Raw genomic sequence first — 16460 nt, 5'->3', positions numbered from 1 at the left:
GGGCGGGAACGTGGCCGGCTGCATCGGGGCGGTCGGGTAGCCGTACGGCTGCKGCTGGCCCGGCTGTCCCTGCTGCGGGAAGCCGTACGGCTACCCGACCGCCCCGATGCAGCCGGCCACGTTCCCGCCCCAGCCGGGCGGGAACGGGCAGAAGAAGTTCTCCACCCAGGCGCAGATCATCGTCGCCGCCGTGGTCGCCGTCGCCCTGATCGTCGGCGGTGGCATCTGGTACGCCTCCAGCGGCGATGACGGCAAGAAGGACGAGGCGGGCTCCTCCGCCGGCACCACGGGCGGCGAGAACAAGGGCGGCAACGGCGGCGACAAGGGCGACGGCTCGACCGGAGGCGGCGGCAAGGAGAAGGCCCCGGCGAACGTCGATTCGGCCGTCGGCTTCCAGCTCCCGCAGCCCAAGGTCGCCGAGGTCACCACCGTCAGCGGCTCCTGGGTCACCGACAAGGCGTACGTGAAGTCGGGCGTCAACGAGATCGTCGGCTACGACCTGGACAAGGGCACCAAGCTCTGGTCGATCCCGCTGGAGGGCCAGGTCTGCGCCGCCTCCCGGTACATGACCAAGGACTTCAAGACGGCTATCGCCTTCGAGGAGACCAAGCGCACCAAGACCGCCAAGTACGCCAGCTGCAATCGGGTCGGAGCCCTCGACCTGGCCACCGGCAAGCTCATCTGGAGCAAGCAGGTCCACGCGGCCAGCGCCGGTGACCAGCCGGTCCGGTTCGACGAGGTCACCGTCAGCGGCACCACGGTCGCCGCCGGAGGCAACGACGGCGGCGCCGCCTTCAAGATCGACACCGGCGCCGAGCTCTGGAAGCCGAAGACCAGCACCGACGGCTGCTACGACCGGGGATACGGCGGCGGCGACGCCCTCGCCGTGGTCCGCACCTGCGGTTCGTACGACGACCCGCAGCTCATTGTCCAGGCGCTGAATCCGACCACGGGCGCCCCGATCTCCTCGTACAAGATGCCCGCCGGCGTCGACTACGCGAGCATCGTCTCCACCAAGCCGCTCGTCGTCGCGGCCGACGTCGGTGACACCGCCGGTGACGGCAGCGGCATCTCGGACTTCTTCTCGATCGACGAGGCCACCGGCAAGCTGAAGATCCGTATCTCCGCCGACGCGGAGAAGTACGCGGCCAGCTGCCGTTCCACCAAGGTCGAGAGCTGCCAGCACCTGGCCGTCGGCAACAACCGCATCTACCTGCCGACCGAGGAGCACGACGGCACCGGCGAGAGCTTCAGCCGGACCAACGAGATCGTCTCCTTCGACCTCACCACCGGCAAGCAGACCGGCGACCGGGCCGACGCGGGCGAGAAGTTCACGATGTTCCCGCTGCGCATGGACGGCGGCAACATCATCGCGTACCGCGAACCCCCGTACGACAAGGGCGGTGAGATCGTCTCCATCGACGGCAGCACCTTCAAGCAGACGGTCCTGATGCGCAACCCGGCCGACGAGGCCGTCCGGGACGCGGAGACCAGCTTCTCGTCGGACTACGCCGAATTCCTTTACGAGCAGGGGCACTTCTTCATCTCCGAGACGATGATCAGCGCTCCCCGCAAGAGCTCGTTCGACGACAAGGAGTACCTGGTGGTGTCCTTCCACACCAGCTGAGCGCGAATCACGGATGTGGGGGTGGAACCGGCCGGTTCCACCCCCACACGCGTACCCGGACGTGTAACTTGCAGGCCCTGGAGGGCCGGGGGGCCTGTGTCGGTCGGTGTACAGGGGGATGGCGGGATGAGTGTCCGGCTCATGGTGGTCGACGACCACCGACTGCTCGCCGAGGCGCTCGCCTCGGCGCTGAAGCTGCGCGGCCACCGGGTGCTGGCCGCCGCCGCGCCGACCACCGGGGCGGCGGACCTGGTGGTCGGACGGGCCCCGGAGGTCTGCCTGTTCGGCACCGCGTCGCCCGCCGTGCCCGGCACCTTCGACCCCGTCGTACGGATCAGGCGCGAGCGCCCGCAGACCGCGGTGGTGGTCCTCGGCCCCGTGCCCAGCCCCCGGGGCATCGCCGCCGCGTTCGCCGCCGGGGCCGCGGGATACGTCCGGCACGACGAGCGCATCGAGGGCGTGGAGCGCGCCATGGTCAAGGCCCGCTCAGGCGAGGCGGCCATCGCGCCCCAGCTCCTCCAGGGCGCGTTCGCCGAACTGCTGGACCCGGTGGAGCAGCCCGACGACGAGGGTCGCCGGCTGCTGCGGCTGCTCACCCCGCGCGAGGTCGAGGTGCTGGTCAGGGTCGCGGAGGGCGAGGACACCCGGCTGATCGCGGCCGGGATGCGGATCGCGCCGAGCACCGCCCGTACGCACGTCCAGCGCGTCCTGATGAAGCTCGGCGTCGGCTCCCGCCTGGAGGCCGCGGCGCTGGCCGCCCGGACCGGTCTGCTGGACCGGGCGGCGGTGACGCGGCAGGGGCCGGACACCGTCGGCTGACGGTGTCCGGCCCCTGCCGCGTGACGGCGTACTACTTCTCCGGGGTGTCCGGGGTGGTGTCCTCCGGCGCGTGCGCCGGGGCCTGGGCCGGGCGCAGCTTCATCCAGACCAGGAAGAACAGGCCGAGCGCCAGCATGGCCAGGCCGGTCCAGAGGTTGATGTGGACGCCCTGGGCCTTCTTCAGGTCCGCGTCGGACGGGCTGATCCCGGCGATCGTCACGATGATCCCGTAGACCACGAAGAGGCCGCCGATGATCCGCCGGATGTCGAAGAGGCGGGCCGCCGTGGCGGACTTCTGCTCCAGGTCGGAGACTTCCTTGTGCAGGTCGGACATGGTGGGTCGCTCCGATCAGAACGAGTAGGGGACGTAGCACAGGGCGGCGAGCACGATCGCTCCCCAGCCCAGCAGCGCGGGCCTGCGGTACCAGGCGCTGTCGCCCTCGTCGGGCACCTCGGCGGCGTCCGGGGACTCGGTTCCGTAGACGAGACCGGCGAGTTCGGCCTCGGGCTTGGGAGCGGTGAAGAGCGTGACCGCGATCATGACGACCGCGCCGGCGACGAAACCGACGATCGCGGAGACGAAGTTGGCGCCCTGGTCGCTCGGGATGTCGATGACGCCCTGCTTGTAGATGACGAAGTAGTTGACCATCGCGGCCGTGGTGCCCGCCAGCAGGCCCCAGACACCGGACTTCATCGAGGCGCGCTTCCAGAACATGCCGATGATGAACACCACGAAGAGCGGCACGTTGAAGAACGAGAAGAGCGTCTGGAGGTAGCTCATGATGTTGGAGAAGCTGGCGGCGATGAACGCGGTGCCGATGGAGGCCAGCACGCCGAGCGCCGTGATCAGCCGGCCGAAGCGCAGGTAGTACGCGTCCGGCTGGTCCTTCTTCACGTACCGCGCCCAGATGTCCGTGGTGAACACGGTGTTGAACGAGGAGACGTTGGCGGCCATGCCCGCCATGAACGCGGCCAGCAGACCGGTCACCGCGATGCCGAGCACGCCGTTGGGCAGCAGCTCGCGCATCAGCAGCGGGATCGCGTCGTTGTACGTGGTGTCCGAGCCGGCGGCGCCGATGTTCGGCACGACCACGGCGGCGACCAGGCCCGGGATCATCACGAGGAAGACGATGAACATCTTCGGGAACGCGGCGATCAGCGGGGTGCGCTGGGCGGCCGAGAGGTTCTTCGCGGACAGGGCGCGCTGCACCTCGGCGAAGTTCGTCGTCCAGTAGCCGAAGGAGAGCACGAAGCCCAGGCCGAGGATGATCGTCAGCCAGTTGGCGCCGAGCGGGTTGGCGTCACCGATGGAGGTTCCGCCCCAGGCCGTCAGGAAGTCGTGGCCGTGGCTCTTCTCCAGCGAGTCGCTCAGCCCGTCCCAGCCGCCGACGCGCTTGAGCCCCAGCAGGGTCAGCGGGATCAGCGCGGCGAGGATGACGAAGAACTGCAGTACCTCGTTGTAGATCGCGGAGGAGAGCCCGCCGATCGTGATGTAGACCAGCACGAAGAGGCCCGCGACCACGATCGCGACCCACTGGGGCCAGCCGAGAAGCGCCTCCACGACGATCGACAGGGCGTACAGGTTGACGCCCGCGATCAGGATCGCCGAGAAGGCGAAGAGTATGGAGCTCAGCAGGTGCGCCGACTTGTCGAAGCGGTGGAGCAGGAACTCCGGGACGGAGCGCACCTTCGAGCGGTAGTAGAACGGCATCATCACGAGGCCGAGGAAGACCATCGCGGGGATGGCACCGATCCAGTACCAGTGCACCACCGCGACGCCGTACTGCGCGCCCGTCGCCGCCATGCCGAGGATTTCGGTGGCGCCGAGGTTGGCGGCGACGAAGGCCAGACCGGTCACCCATGCGGGCAGTGACCGTCCGGAGAGGAAGAAGTCGAGGCTGGTCTTCACGCTTGCACGGGCGGCGAAGCCGATGCCGAGCACGACGACGAAGTAGATCGCCAGGATCGTGTAGTCGAGCCCGTTCGTGGGGAGCCGGAGCCCTGCGGCCAGATATTGCATGTGGGGGTCTCGCTTCGTTGCGCGAACTGAACCCGAAGGAAACTACGCTCTTGTGTTCGGAAAGTGAACAGTTCCCCTGAGGTTCTTTGTTTGTTTGTGATCGCATTGCCGGAATCCCGGGCCTCCGCAGGCCTGAGATCCACGTCTCGTCCCGCCGTATGCCCCACGCATCGAGTCATTGACGCATCTGTTGACTTGTGGTTCATTGTGTTTGCTTATGTTGGGTGGGAGGAGACTGGTGAAGAAGACGGTTACGACGCTCGCCGACGGCCGGGAGCTGATCTACTACGACAGCCGCGAGGACGTCGTGCGCGAGGCCGTCGACACACGCCCCCTCGACGCCGTCTCCACCTCGTCCGAGGTCCGGCGCGACCCCCTGCTCGGTGACAGCGTCGCCATCGCCTCGCACCGCCAGGGCCGGACCTACCACCCGCCCGCCGACGAGTGCCCCCTGTGCCCCTCGCGCGAGGGCCGGCGGAGCGAGATCCCGGAGCCCGGCTACGACGTCGCCGTCTTCGAGAACCGCTTCCCCTCGCTCGCCGGTGACTCCGGCCGCTGCGAGGTCGTCTGCTTCACCTCCGACCACGACGCCTCCTTCGCCGACCTCACCGAGGAGCAGGCCGGGCTCGTCCTGGAGGCCTGGACCGACCGCACCGCCTCCCTGGCCCGGCTCCCGCAGGTCAAGCAGGTGTTCTGCTTCGAGAACCGGGGCGCCGAGATCGGCGTCACGCTCGGCCACCCGCACGGCCAGATCTACGGCTACCCCTTCACCACCCCGCGCACCGAGCTGATGCTGCGCTCGATGGCCGCCCACCACGCGAAGACCGGCCGCAACCTCTTCGACGACGTGGTCGCCCGCGAGGAGGCCGACGGCTCCCGCATCGTGCTCGCCGCCGAGCACTGGATCGCCTTCGTCCCGTACGCGGCCCACTGGCCGTACGAGGTCCACCTCCACCCGCGCCGCCGCGTCGCCGACCTGCGGGAGCTGGACAAGGAGGCGCGCACGGAGTTCCCACAGGTCTATCTGGAACTGTTGAGGCGATTCGACCGGATCTTCGGACCCGGAGAGCCGCCGACCCCGTACATCTCCGCCTGGCACCAGGCGCCGTTCGGGGTCCCCGGGCGTGAGGACTTCGGGCTCCACCTCGAGCTTTTCACCATCCGACGGACCTCCGGCAAGCTGAAGTTCCTCGCGGGTTCCGAATCCGGCATGAGCGTGTTCATCAACGACGTGCCGCCGGAGACCGCGGCCCAGCGACTGCGAGAGGTAGCGAGCCAGTGAGCAAGTCCCCGAAGAAGTACCTGGTGACCGGCGGCGCCGGTTACGTGGGCAGTGTCGTCGCCCAGCACCTGCTGGAGGCCGGCCACGCCGTCACCGTCCTCGACGACCTCTCCACCGGCTTCCGCGAGGGCGTCCCGGCCGGCGCCGACTTCATCGAGGGCCGCATCCAGGACGCCGCGAAGTGGCTCGACGCCTCCTACGACGGGGTGCTGCACTTCGCCGCGTACTCCCAGGTCGGCGAGTCCGTCACCGACCCCGAGAAGTACTGGGTCAACAACGTCGGCGGCACCACCGCCCTGCTCGCCGCGATGCGCGACGCCGGCGTCCGCACCCTGGTCTTCTCCTCCACCGCCGCGACCTACGGCGAGCCGGTCTCCAGCCCCATCACGGAGACCGACCCCACCGCCCCGACCAGCCCGTACGGCGCCACCAAGCTCGCCGTCGACCACATGATCACCGGGGAGGCCGCCGCCCACGGCCTGGCCGCCGTCTCGCTGCGCTACTTCAACGTGGCGGGGGCGTACGGCGACTGCGGCGAGCGGCACAGCCCCGAGTCGCACCTCATCCCGCTGGTCCTCCAGGTCGCCCTCGGCCGGCGCGAGTCGATCTCCGTCTACGGCGACGACTACCCGACCCCGGACGGCACCTGCGTCCGCGACTACATCCACGTCGCGGACCTCGCCGAGGCGCACCTCCTCGCCCTCGACGCCGCCGCCCCGGGCGAACACCTGATCTGCAACCTCGGCAACGGCAACGGCTTCTCGGTCCGCGAGGTCATCGAGACGGTCCGCGAGGTCACCGGCCACCCCGTCCCCGAGACCGCCGCCCCGCGCCGCGCCGGCGACCCGGCCGTCCTCGTCGCCTCCGCCGCCACCGCCAGGGAGCGCCTCGGCTGGCAGCCGTCCCGCGCCGACCTGGCCGGAATCGTCTCCGACGCCTGGACGTTCGCCCGCCGAGAGGAGCCCACCGCACCATGACCGAGGACCACGCCGAGCTGACCGCTTCCTTCACCGAGCTGTACGGAAGCGCACCCGAGGGGATCTGGGCCGCACCCGGCCGGGTCAACCTGATCGGTGAGTACACCGACTTCAACGACGGCTTCGTCATGCCGCTCGCCCTCCCGCACACCGCGCGCGCCGCCGTCTCCCGCCGCACCGACGGCGAGCTGCGGCTGCACTCCACCGATGTGCCCGGTGGCGTCGTCCGGCTCCGCGTGGACGAGCTGACCCCGCACGAGGGCCACGGCTGGGCCGCCTACCCGGCCGGCGTCGTCTGGGCGCTGCGCGAGGCCGGCCACAAGGTCACCGGTGCCGACATCCAGCTGACCTCCACCGTCCCCACCGGCGCCGGGCTCTCCTCGTCCGCCGCCCTCGAAGTGGTCACCGGCCTCGCGCTGAACGACCTCTTCGGCCTCGGCCTGGACGCGGCCCAGCTCGCGGTCCTCGCCCAGCGCGCGGAGAACGCGTTCGTCGGCGTCCCCTGCGGCGTCATGGACCAGATGGCGTCCGCCTGCTGCACCGAGGGCCACGCCCTGCACCTGGACACCCGCGACCTCGGCCGCCGCCAGGTCCCCTTCGACCTGGCCGCGCACGGGCTGCGGCTCCTGGTCGTCGACACCCGCGTCAAGCACGCGCTGGGCGACGGGGCGTACGCGGAGCGCCGGGCCGGCTGCGAGGAGGGCGCCCGCCTGCTCGGCATACCCACCCTGCGCGACCTGCCGTACGAGGAGCTGGACGCCGCGCTCGGCCGGCTGGCCGAGGCGGGGGCGGACGAGTCGGTCGTGCGCTACGTGCGCCATGTGGTCGGCGACAACCAGCGCGTCGAACAGGTCATCGCACTGCTCGACGCGGGCGACGTCCGCGCGGCGGGCCCGGTCCTCACGGCGGGACACCTCTCGCTCCGCGACGACCTTCGGGTCTCCTGCGTGGAGCTGGACCTCGTGGTCGGGACGGCGAACGCGGCCGGGGCGCTCGGCGCGCGCATGACCGGGGGCGGCTTCGGCGGCTCGGCGATCGTGCTGGTCGACGAGGACCGGGCGGAGTCCGTCACCAAGTCCGTTCTGGAGGCGTTCGCTTCGGCCGGGTACGGCACCCCGGGCGTCTTCCCGGCCGTGCCGTCGGCGGGCGCGCGCCGGCTCGTCTGACCGGACGCGGGTGCCCGTCCGCACGGGCACCCGCGAAGGTCAGCGCAACTCCTTGACCAGGGTGAACTCCGTGACGCCCGGCGGGTAGTCGTCCACCTGCCCGCGTACCTCGTACCCCTGCTTCCGGTAGAAGCCGGGAGCCTGGAAGTCCCAGGTCTCCACCCGGGACCGGGCACACGACCGGTCCTCGCGCGCCACCCGCTCCGCCTCGGCGAGCACCCGCGCGCCGAGGCCGGAACCCCGGTGCGCGGGATCCACCCAGAGCAGCTCCAGATGGAGCCAGCGCGCCCACGTCCGGGCGGCCAGCCCGGCCGCGAGACGGCCCTCGGCGTCCAGGGCCCAGACGTGCAGGGGTACTTCGTCCGCCTCGGGGGCGCCGCGCAGGGCGCTCATATGCGGTGAGCGTGCGGTGTTGTCGTCCCGCAACTGCCGGAACAACAGAGCCCGCCGCTCCTTGTCCACTTCTGTCTCAAGATGAAACATGCGCCACAGCCTAGGGGGCAACCCCCGACAAGTTCCGCCAATTACCTTCCCCCCAGGCCCCCCGCCCGTACCCTGATCCTCAGCGCGGGCGGGGGGCCTGCGCCGCATTCAGGGGTACGAGAACAGCCGGGCGCAGCACCGTGCGGGTCCTGCCCCGCCGGGGGACGCACGCTTCGGGGCGCCCTCTCACACACAGCATGGGGGTGCCTGTGACCCGTATCCGGGTTCTCGTGGTCGACGACCACCGGATCTTCGCCGAATCGCTCGCCGCCGCGCTCGCGGCCGAGCCGGACGTCGAGGTGGCGGCGGCGGGCAGCGGTCCGGCCGCGCTGCGCTGTCTGGAGCGCGCGGTGGCGGAGGGCCGGGGGTACGACGTCCTGCTCGTCGACGCGGAGCTGGGCAACCTCGTCCCGCAGGCCCGCACCGGCGGGGTCCCGGTCCCGGTGCCCGTCCCGCGCACCGGGCGGACCGGCCCGGTCGACGGGATCTCCCTGGTCGGCGCCGTCCGCGCGGCCCGGCCCTCGGTCCGCACGGTGGTGCTCGCCGAGAGGGACGACCCGGCGCGGGCCGCGCGCGCCCTCCAGGCCGGTGCCTGCGGCTGGGTCGCCAAGGACAGCTCGCTGCAACGGCTGCTGGCGGTGATCAGGGGCGTGCTGCGCGACGAGACCCATCTGCCCGCCGCGCTGCTGACCGGGGTGCTGCGGGAGCTGCTGGCCGACCGCAAGCACCGCACCGAGAGCGAGAAGCTCGTCGAGTCGCTGACCCCGCGCGAGCGCGAGGTGCTGCGGTGCATGGTGGCGGGCCTGGGCCGCAAGGCGGTGGCGGAGCGGCTGTTCCTGTCCCCGCACACGGTGCGCACACACATGCAGAACGTGCTGGGGAAGCTGGACGTGCACTCGACGCTGGCGGCCGTGGCGCTGGCGCGGCGGGCCGGGGTCGGCCCGGTGGACCTGGACGGCCCGGAGCTACCCGGGGATGTTGTCGAACGGGGCAGTCAACTGGCGTAGCAGTCCGGCCAGTTCGCCGCGCTGCTGGTGGGAGAGCTCGCCGAGGATGGCGCGCTCCTGGGCCAGCAGTCCGGCCAGCGACTGGTCGGCCTTGTCGCGGCCCTCGGCGGTGAGCCGGACCAGGACGCCGCGCCGGTCGCTGGGGTCGGGGAGGCGTTCGACGAGGTTCTTCTTGGTCAGGCGGTCGATGCGGTTGGTCATCGTGCCCGAGGTGACCAGGGTCTGGGTGAGCAGCTGGCCGGGGGAGAGCTGGTAGGGGGCGCCGGCCCGGCGCAGCGACGTGAGGACGTCGAATTCCCACGGCTCCAGCTGGTGCTCGGCGAAGGCGATGCGGCGGGCCCGGTCGAGGTGGCGGGCCAGGCGGGAGACGCGGCTGAGGACCTCGAGCGGTTCCACGTCGAGGTCGGGGCGCTCGCGGCGCCATGCAGCGACCAGACGGTCGACCTCGTCCTCCATGTCGATCAGTGTAGAGGGTCTGTCGACATGAAGTCTCTTGAATTCGAGTGTCTTGACATCAAGATACTTGCGATCGATCCTGGGACCCATGACCGCACCCGTCTGGGATCCGCAGCAGTACCTGCGCCACGCGGACCACCGCACCCGCCCCTTCCACGACCTTCTGGCCCGCATCCCCGACCCGCCGGGCGCTCCCCGCATCGCCGACCTCGGCTGCGGCGCCGGCAACGTCACCGCCCTGCTCGCCGGGCGCTGGCCGCACGCCCGCATCACCGGCTACGACAACTCCCCGCAGATGCTGGAACGGGCCCGCGCCCACGCCACGGAGCTGATCGACTTCGCCGAGGCCGACGCCGCCACCTGGACGCCCGAGCAGCCGTACGGCCTGATCGTCTCCAACGCCCTGCTCCAGTGGGTCCCCGGCCACGCCCGCCGCTTCCCGGACTGGCTGGACGCCCTGCTCCCCGGCGGCACCCTCGCCCTCCAGGTCCCCGGCAACTTCGACCAGCCCTCGCACGCCCTGATGCGCGAACTCGCCGAGTCCCCGCGCTGGCGCCCCCGCCTCGGCGGCCTGCTGCGCCACGCGGACGCCGTGCTGAGCCCCGCCGGATACCTGGAGGCGCTGACGGGCCCCGGCACCACCGCCGACGTCTGGGAGACCACCTACCTTCACCTCCTGCCCGGCGAGGACCCCGTCCTGGACTGGGTGAAGGGCACCGGACTGCGTCCCGTCCTCACAGCCCTCGCCGACGACGACGAGGCCCGGGACGCCTTCCTCGCCGAGTACCGCGAACTGCTGCGCACGGCCTACCCCAGGGGCCCGCACGGCACGGTCTTCCCCTTCCGCCGCATCTTCGCCGTCGCCCACCGGGAGAAGCGATGATCACCTCGCTCGACCACGTCCAGCTCGCCGCGCCCGAGGGCAGCGAGGACGCGCTGCGCGCGTACTACACCGGTGTCCTCGGCATGACGGAGATTCCCAAGCCGCCCGTGCTCGCGGCCCGGGGCGGCTGCTGGTTCGCCGCCGGGCCGGTCCAGCTGCACCTGGGCATCGAGGCGGACTTCCGCCCGGCCCGCAAGGCGCACCCGGGCCTGCGCGTCACGGGCATCGAGGCGTACGCGGCCCTGCTGGCCGAGCGCGGCGCCGAGGTGGTGTGGGACGACAACCTGCCGGGCCACCGCCGCTTCTACAGCCACGACCCGGTGGGCAACCGGCTGGAGTTCCTGGAGCCGGTGACCGGCTGAGCCCGCACACGACGGCGCCCCGCCCCCGCGCGTGCGGGGACGGGGCGCCGTGGTTACGTGGTTACGGGGCTACGCGGCCTAGTACAGGCCGTTGTAGATGTCCCAGCCGTAGCCGATCTTGACGCGCTTGCTGATCTGGCCGGTGCCGGTGGACGAGTAGCGGTACACGTCGCCCTTGCCGTCGACGCCGATCAGGTCGGCCTTGCCGTCGCCGTCGGTGTCGCCCGGCGCGGCGAACTGCTTGTAGATGTTGTACCCGGTGCCGATCTTGGAGCGGGCCGAGAGCGGCTTGGCGGCGTTGCCGGTGCCCTTGTACAGGTACAGCGTGCCGTCCTTGGCGCGGGCCACGACGTCCGCGATGCCGTCGCCGCTGAGGTCACCGGCGCCGACGATCTTGTTGTACGTGCTGAAGCCGTAGCCGACCTTGACCTTGGCCGCGAACTTCGTGCCGAGCCCGTTGCCCTTGTACAGGTACAGGTCGCCCTTGGTGTCGCGGGCCAGCAGGTCGCCCTTGCCGTCGCCGCTCAGGTCGCCCGGACCGGTCAGGCTGTTGTAGACCTGCCAGCCGGAACCGATCTCCTGGGCGCCGACCCAGAGGGTGCCCTTGTAGATCTGGGTCAGCTCGCCCCAGCCGTCGTTGTCGAGCGACGAGGCCAGCGACAGGCTCACCTGGTTCCAGCCGGTGTCCGAGCTGTCCAGCTGGCGCGGGAAGAACTGGCCGTTGTTGCGGGCCTGGTACCAGTACAGGCTGCCGCCCTTGGTGCGGGCCTCCAGCTCGTGCTTGCCGAAGTCCGGGTTGCCGCCCGCGCCGACGAACAGCGCCGCCGCGTTCCAGCCCTTGCCGCCGGCGACGCGGGCCTCGAAGGTGCCGTAGCCGGTGGAGAAGTACGTGTAGACGTCGCCGCCCGGCTTGCGGGCGATGAGGTCGCCCAGCCCGTCGCCGTCGATGTCGTCCATGCCGACGAGCTGGTTGTAGATGTCCCAGCCGTAGCCCACCTTGACGCGCGCCTTGAAGGGCTTCGAGGCGTCGCCGGTGCCGGCGTAGAAGTACACGTCGCCGGAGGGCGTGCGGGCGATGACGTCGCCCAGCCCGTCACCGTTGACATCGTTGGCGCCGACGACCTGGTCGTAGATGTTCCAGCCGTAGCCCGCCTTGACACCGGCCTTGAAGGGCGCGCTGTCGACCTTGCCGGTGGACACGTAGGTGTAGAGGTCGCCGGAGGGCGTACGCGCGAGCAGGTCGCCGCGGCCGTCGCCGTCCAGGTCGCCGGGGGCGACGACCTTGTTGTACTTCTGCCAGCCGTTGCCCGACCAGGTGACGTAACCGGTGCTGTCCGCGCCCCAGCTCTGGTAGAGCGAGAGCGTGCCCGACGCCGACAGCGTCAGCACCTCGGCCATACCGCCGCCGTCCAGGTCGCCCGGCGTGATGATGTCCTTGGGCATCTCGTACTGGTCGTTGCTGTTGATCTGGTACGGGTGTGTGCCCGACGCGTCGGTCGAGGCGTACACGTTGCCGTCCAGGCCCCGGTACATCATGTCGCTGTAGCCGTCGCCGTCCAGGTCGAGGCGCGGGTTCGCGGGCACGACCGAGGACGGGGACTGCGCGCCCGGCGCGCGCGAGGCGCCGGACTTCTTCTTCGCCGTGCGCTTCGGCAGCGTGAGCGTCGGCTGACCGCCGCGCTCGGGCGTGAACTGCGGGGTGGCGCCGGCAGGGGCGGGCGCCGAGTCATCGGCCGAGGCCGGGGCCGCCAGCAGCATGCCGGCGGAGAGAACGAGTGCGGTGCAGGCCGCGATCCGCCGCGCGCGCTTCGGGCGCGGAACAGAACGGCCGGGTTCCACAGAAGACAAAGCCCCCCCAGGGGTAAGTGGTGGAACCGGGAGAAACGCGTTCGCAGATGCATTACGTGCATGGCGAAGCATTCCCGGGATGGTCACAGACTCTACAACTGTGACCACCGGGACTGAAGTGGTTTAGCGATGGATCATGATTACGGCTTGACCACACCGGCCCCCCGGGGGACGTCAGCTCTTGCGGTGCCCTATCAGCCGCGGCTTGGACTCCAGGTTCTCCAGACCGTGCCAGGCCAGGTTCACCAGATGGGCCGCGACCTCCGCCTTCTTCGGCTTGCGCGCGTTCACCCACCACTGGCCCGTCAGCGCCACCATGCCCACCAGCGCCTGCGCGTACAGCGGGGCCAGCTTCGGGTCGAAGCCCCGGGCCTTGAACTCCAGGCCCAGGATGTCCTCCACCTGGGTGGCGATGTCGCTGATCAGCGAGGCGAAGGTGCCCGTCGACTGGGCCACCGGGGAGTCCCGGACCAGGATGCGGAACCCGTCGGTGTACGTCTCGATGTAGTCCAGCAGCGCGAACGCCGCCTGCTCCAGCAGCTCCCGCGGATGGCCCGCGGTCAGGGCGCTGGTCACCATGTCCAGGAGCTGGCGCATCTCCCGGTCCACCACGACCGCGTACAGCCCCTCCTTGCCGCCGAAGTGCTCGTAGACCACCGGCTTCGAGACCCCGGCGCGGGCGGCGATCTCCTCGACCGAGGTGCCCTCGAAGCCCTTGTCGGCGAACAGGGTGCGACCGATGTCCAGCAACTGCTCGCGGCGTTCCTTCCCGGTCATCCGCACCCGGCGGGCCCGCCGGGTGGAGGGTGCACGGGTGTTCTCGCTGCTTGCGCTGGAGTCGGTCGCCACATCGTCCATCATGCCGCGTCGGCCGCCGCGCGGTTGCGCCGGGACTCGATACGGGCGTCGTCGGGCCAGCGCACGTCGTACGCCCAGCCGGCCTGCTCGAACCAGCGGATGAGGCGGGCGCTCGAATCGATCTGACCCCGCATCACGCCGTGCCGCGCGCTCGTCGGGTCCGCGTGGTGCAGGTTGTGCCAGGACTCGCCGCACGACAGGACCGCCAGCCACCACACGTTGCCGGACCTGTCGCGCGACTTGAAGGGGCGCTTGCCGACCGCGTGGCAGATCGAGTTGATCGACCACGTCACGTGGTGCAGCAGGGCCACCCGTACCAGGGAGCCCCAGAAGAACGCCGTCGCCGCACCCCACCACGACATCGTCACCAGGCCGCCGACCAGCGGGGGGATCGCCAGCGAGACGATCGTGAAGGTCAGGAAGTGGCGCGAGATGCCGCGGATCACCGGGTCCTTGACCAGGTCGGGGGCGTACTTCTGCTGCGGCGTCCGCTCCTCGTCGAACATCCATGCGATGTGGGCCCACCACAGGCCCTTCATCAGCGCCGGCACCGTCTCGCCGAACCGCCACGGCGAGTGCGGATCGCCCTCCGCGTCCGAGAAACGGTGGTGCTTGCGGTGATCGGCCACCCAGCGCACGATCGGGCCCTCCACCGCCAGCGAACCGGCCACGGCCAGGGCGATGCGGAGCGGACGCTTCGCCTTGAACGAGCCATGCGTGAAGTACCGGTGGAAGCCGATCGTGATGCCGTGGCAGCCGATGAAGTACATCGCCACCATCAGACCCAGATCGAGCCAGCTCACACCGCGGCCCCAGGCCAGCGGCACGGCCGCGACCAACGCCACGAACGGCACGACGATGAACAGCAGGAGCGCGATCTGCTCGATCGACCGCTTGTTGTCCCCGCCGAGCGTGGCGGAGGGAAGAGCCTGATCGCCGTCCGCCGGAACGGCGGCCTCGATCACATCGGGGCTGGTCTTCATGGGGAGTCCCCTGAGGGTGAGAACGTGTCGGAAAGCCGGGTTACGCATCCGTAACCTACGGCTTCGTAAGTATGGCAGCGCGAAGGCCCGCCCACGAGAGGACGAAACACCACGCACAGACGCGCGAATACCGGGTAGACACACACCGCGTACCCCGGCGGCCCACGTCACGAACAGAGGACACCTTCCGGGGCGCGAACAGCACCGAAAGCACGGACACCTATCCTGGAGAGGTCGGACAGCGCGGTCCGCACCCTGCTTTCCGGGGTGGCGTCGGCATCCGCCGACCGCGGTCCCCGGGTCCCGTGCACCACCACTGCAAGGAGCCGCACACTGTGAGCAGTGCCGACCAGACCCCCGCCGCGAGCCCCGAGCTCCGCGCCGACATCCGCCGCCTCGGCGACCTCCTCGGCGAGACCCTCGTCCGCCAGGAGGGCCAGGAACTCCTCGACCTCGTCGAGCGCGTCCGCGCCCTGACCCGCACCGACGGCGAGGCCGCGGCCGAGCTCCTCGGCGACACCGGCCTGGAGACCGCGGCCAAGCTCGTCCGCGCCTTCTCCACCTACTTCCACCTCGCCAACGTCACCGAGCAGGTTCACCGCGCCCACGAGATGCGCGACCGCCGCGCGGCCGAGGGCGGCCTCCTCGCCCGCACCGCCGACCGGCTCAAGGACGCCGACCCCGAGCACCTGCGCGCCACCGTCAACAACCTCAACGTGCGCCCCGTCTTCACCGCGCACCCCACCGAGGCCGCCCGGCGCTCCGTCCTCAACAAGCTCCGCCGCATCGCCGCCCTCCTGGAGACCCCGGTCATCGAGGCCGACCGCCGCCGCCAGGACCTCCGCCTCGCCGAGAACATCGACCTCATCTGGCAGACCGACGAGCTCCGCGTCGTACGCCCCGAGCCCACCGACGAGGCCCGGAACGCGATCTACTACCTCGACGAGCTCCACGCCAACGCCGTCGGCGACGTCCTGGAGGACCTCGCCGCCGAACTGCAGCGCGTCGGCGTCGAGATCCCCGCCGGCACCCGCCCCCTCACGTTCGGCACCTGGATCGGCGGCGACCGCGACGGCAACCCCAACGTGACCCCCAAGGTCACCTGGGACGTCCTGATCCTCCAGCACGAACACGGCATCACCGACGCCCTCGAACTCGTCGACCAGCTGCGCGGACTGCTCTCCAACTCCATCCGCTACACCGGCGCCACCGACGAACTCCTCGCCTCCCTCCAGGCCGACCTGGAACTCCTCCCCGAGATCAGCCCCCGCTACAAGCGGCTGAACGCCGAGGAGCCCTACCGCCTCAAGGCCACCTGCATCCGCCAGAAGCTCGTCAACACCCGCGAGCGCCTCGCCACCGGCCGCCCCCACCGCCCCGGCTGCGACTACCTGGGCACCTCCGAACTCGTCAGCGACCTCGCCCTCATCCAGGACTCCCTGCGCCGCCACAAGGGCGGCATCGTCGCCGACGGCCGCATGGACCGCACCATCCGCACCCTCTCCGCGTTCGGCCTCCAGCTCGCCACCATGGACGTCCGCGAACACGCCGACGCCCACCACCACACCCTCGGCCAGCTCTTCGACCGCCTCGGCGAGGAATCCTGGCGCTACGCCGACATGCCCCGCGACTACCGGCAGAAGCTCCTCGCCAAGGAACTGCGCTCCCGCCGCCCCCTCGCACCCACCC

16 protein-coding genes are annotated in these 16460 nt (G+C 70.7%); 9 read left to right on the top strand and 7 right to left on the bottom strand.

What is annotated here, in order from left to right; translation table 11 throughout:
- Positions 1-106: 106 nt before the first annotated feature.
- Complete coding sequence (locus EAO73_RS30550) at positions 107-1627, top strand: PQQ-binding-like beta-propeller repeat protein (protein WP_412075595.1); 1521 nt, start codon at positions 107-109, stop codon at positions 1625-1627.
- 126 nt (positions 1628-1753) lie between these two features.
- Positions 1754-2446 carry a response regulator transcription factor gene (locus EAO73_RS30545; protein ID WP_147974757.1) on the top strand — a complete coding sequence of 231 codons (693 nt, stop codon included), beginning with the start codon at positions 1754-1756 and terminating at the stop codon, positions 2444-2446.
- A 31-nt stretch (positions 2447-2477) separates the two neighbouring features.
- Here EAO73_RS30545 and EAO73_RS30540 read toward each other — a convergent pair whose 3' ends face one another.
- Both EAO73_RS30540 and EAO73_RS30535 read right to left on the bottom strand, forming a co-directional pair.
- Positions 2478-2780, bottom strand: a complete 303-nt coding sequence (locus EAO73_RS30540; RefSeq protein ID WP_147974756.1) for a hypothetical protein — start codon at positions 2778-2780, stop codon at positions 2478-2480.
- A 15-nt stretch (positions 2781-2795) separates the two neighbouring features.
- Positions 2796-4466 carry a sodium:solute symporter family protein gene (locus tag EAO73_RS30535; protein ID WP_147974755.1) on the bottom strand — a complete coding sequence of 557 codons (1671 nt, stop codon included), beginning with the start codon at positions 4464-4466 and terminating at the stop codon, positions 2796-2798.
- Between the two features lie 238 nt (positions 4467-4704).
- Between EAO73_RS30535 and galT the strand changes: the two genes are divergently transcribed.
- The 3 genes from galT to galK are packed head-to-tail and all read left to right on the top strand — an operon-like array spanning position 4705 to position 7891.
- On the top strand, positions 4705-5748 hold the full coding sequence (gene galT, locus EAO73_RS30530) for a galactose-1-phosphate uridylyltransferase (protein ID WP_147974754.1): 1044 nt from the start codon (positions 4705-4707) through the stop codon (positions 5746-5748).
- Positions 5745-6725, top strand: a complete 981-nt coding sequence (galE, locus tag EAO73_RS30525; RefSeq protein WP_147974753.1) for a UDP-glucose 4-epimerase GalE — start codon at positions 5745-5747, stop codon at positions 6723-6725. The genes galT and galE overlap by 4 nt, the downstream gene beginning before the upstream one ends.
- Complete coding sequence (gene galK / locus EAO73_RS30520) at positions 6722-7891, top strand: galactokinase (protein WP_147974752.1); 1170 nt, start codon at positions 6722-6724, stop codon at positions 7889-7891. Before galE ends, galK begins: the two co-directional genes overlap by 4 nt.
- Before the next feature lie 39 nt (positions 7892-7930).
- Here the strand turns inward: galK and EAO73_RS30515 are convergent, their stop codons facing one another.
- Positions 7931-8374, bottom strand: coding sequence for a GNAT family N-acetyltransferase (locus EAO73_RS30515; protein ID WP_147974751.1), 444 nt, complete (start codon positions 8372-8374; stop codon positions 7931-7933).
- A 197-nt stretch (positions 8375-8571) separates the two neighbouring features.
- Here EAO73_RS30515 and EAO73_RS30510 point away from each other — a divergent pair, with 197 nt between their 5' ends.
- Positions 8572-9381 (top strand): response regulator transcription factor, encoded by an 810-nt coding sequence (locus EAO73_RS30510; protein ID WP_147974750.1) that lies wholly within the window; start codon positions 8572-8574, stop codon positions 9379-9381.
- Here EAO73_RS30510 and EAO73_RS30505 read toward each other — a convergent pair.
- Positions 9340-9837 (bottom strand): MarR family winged helix-turn-helix transcriptional regulator, encoded by a 498-nt coding sequence (locus tag EAO73_RS30505; RefSeq protein WP_147974749.1) that lies wholly within the window; start codon positions 9835-9837, stop codon positions 9340-9342. The two genes, EAO73_RS30510 and EAO73_RS30505, sit on opposite strands and share 42 nt — an antisense overlap.
- An 88-nt stretch (positions 9838-9925) precedes the next feature.
- Here EAO73_RS30505 and EAO73_RS30500 point away from each other — a divergent pair, with 88 nt between their 5' ends.
- A complete protein-coding gene (locus EAO73_RS30500; RefSeq protein ID WP_147974748.1) occupies positions 9926-10720 on the top strand; it encodes a trans-aconitate 2-methyltransferase in 795 nt (264 codons plus the stop codon).
- Positions 10717-11082: a VOC family protein gene (locus EAO73_RS30495; protein WP_147974747.1), complete on the top strand. Its 366-nt coding sequence runs from the start codon at positions 10717-10719 to the stop codon at positions 11080-11082. The genes EAO73_RS30500 and EAO73_RS30495 overlap by 4 nt, the downstream gene beginning before the upstream one ends.
- A gap of 78 nt (positions 11083-11160) precedes the next feature.
- Here the strand turns inward: EAO73_RS30495 and EAO73_RS30490 are convergent, their stop codons facing one another.
- From EAO73_RS30490 to EAO73_RS30480, 3 genes are all read right to left on the bottom strand, one after another.
- Positions 11161-12840, bottom strand: a complete 1680-nt coding sequence (locus EAO73_RS30490) for an FG-GAP repeat domain-containing protein (RefSeq protein WP_376556392.1) — start codon at positions 12838-12840, stop codon at positions 11161-11163.
- 264 nt (positions 12841-13104) lie between these two features.
- The gene (locus EAO73_RS30485; RefSeq protein ID WP_147974746.1) at positions 13105-13791 is read right to left on the bottom strand and encodes a TetR/AcrR family transcriptional regulator; all 687 of its coding nucleotides are present in this window, start codon (positions 13789-13791) and stop codon (positions 13105-13107) included.
- On the bottom strand, positions 13788-14771 hold the full coding sequence (locus EAO73_RS30480) for an acyl-CoA desaturase (protein WP_147974745.1): 984 nt from the start codon (positions 14769-14771) through the stop codon (positions 13788-13790). The genes EAO73_RS30485 and EAO73_RS30480 overlap by 4 nt, the downstream gene beginning before the upstream one ends.
- Before the next feature lie 335 nt (positions 14772-15106).
- Here EAO73_RS30480 and EAO73_RS30475 point away from each other — a divergent pair.
- Positions 15107-16460, top strand: a 1354-nt coding sequence (locus EAO73_RS30475) for a phosphoenolpyruvate carboxylase (RefSeq protein WP_147975390.1), incomplete at its 3' end; no start/stop codon positions are given.

The sequence above is a fragment of the Streptomyces sp. col6 genome (assembly GCF_008042035.1).
Taxonomy (GTDB): Bacteria; Actinomycetota; Actinomycetes; order Streptomycetales; family Streptomycetaceae; genus Streptomyces.
Note: the sequence above shows the minus strand (reverse complement) of the source record. Positions and strands in the feature narration are given on the sequence as shown.

Coding starts and splice junctions, on each gene's coding strand:
- EAO73_RS30550 (WP_412075595.1), top strand. CDS start 107: ATGCAGCCGGCCACGTTCCCGCCCCAGCCGGGCGGGAACGGGCAGAAG.
- EAO73_RS30545 (WP_147974757.1), top strand. CDS start 1,754: ATGAGTGTCCGGCTCATGGTGGTCGACGACCACCGACTGCTCGCCGAG.
- EAO73_RS30540 (WP_147974756.1), bottom strand. CDS start 2,780: ATGTCCGACCTGCACAAGGAAGTCTCCGACCTGGAGCAGAAGTCCGCC.
- EAO73_RS30535 (WP_147974755.1), bottom strand. CDS start 4,466: ATGCAATATCTGGCCGCAGGGCTCCGGCTCCCCACGAACGGGCTCGAC.
- galK (WP_147974752.1), top strand. CDS start 6,722: ATGACCGAGGACCACGCCGAGCTGACCGCTTCCTTCACCGAGCTGTAC.
- EAO73_RS30515 (WP_147974751.1), bottom strand. CDS start 8,374: ATGTTTCATCTTGAGACAGAAGTGGACAAGGAGCGGCGGGCTCTGTTG.
- EAO73_RS30510 (WP_147974750.1), top strand. CDS start 8,572: ATGGGGGTGCCTGTGACCCGTATCCGGGTTCTCGTGGTCGACGACCAC.
- EAO73_RS30505 (WP_147974749.1), bottom strand. CDS start 9,837: ATGGAGGACGAGGTCGACCGTCTGGTCGCTGCATGGCGCCGCGAGCGC.
- EAO73_RS30500 (WP_147974748.1), top strand. CDS start 9,926: ATGACCGCACCCGTCTGGGATCCGCAGCAGTACCTGCGCCACGCGGAC.
- EAO73_RS30495 (WP_147974747.1), top strand. CDS start 10,717: ATGATCACCTCGCTCGACCACGTCCAGCTCGCCGCGCCCGAGGGCAGC.
- EAO73_RS30490 (WP_376556392.1), bottom strand. CDS start 12,840: ATGCTGCTGGCGGCCCCGGCCTCGGCCGATGACTCGGCGCCCGCCCCT.
- EAO73_RS30485 (WP_147974746.1), bottom strand. CDS start 13,791: ATGATGGACGATGTGGCGACCGACTCCAGCGCAAGCAGCGAGAACACC.
- EAO73_RS30480 (WP_147974745.1), bottom strand. CDS start 14,771: ATGAAGACCAGCCCCGATGTGATCGAGGCCGCCGTTCCGGCGGACGGC.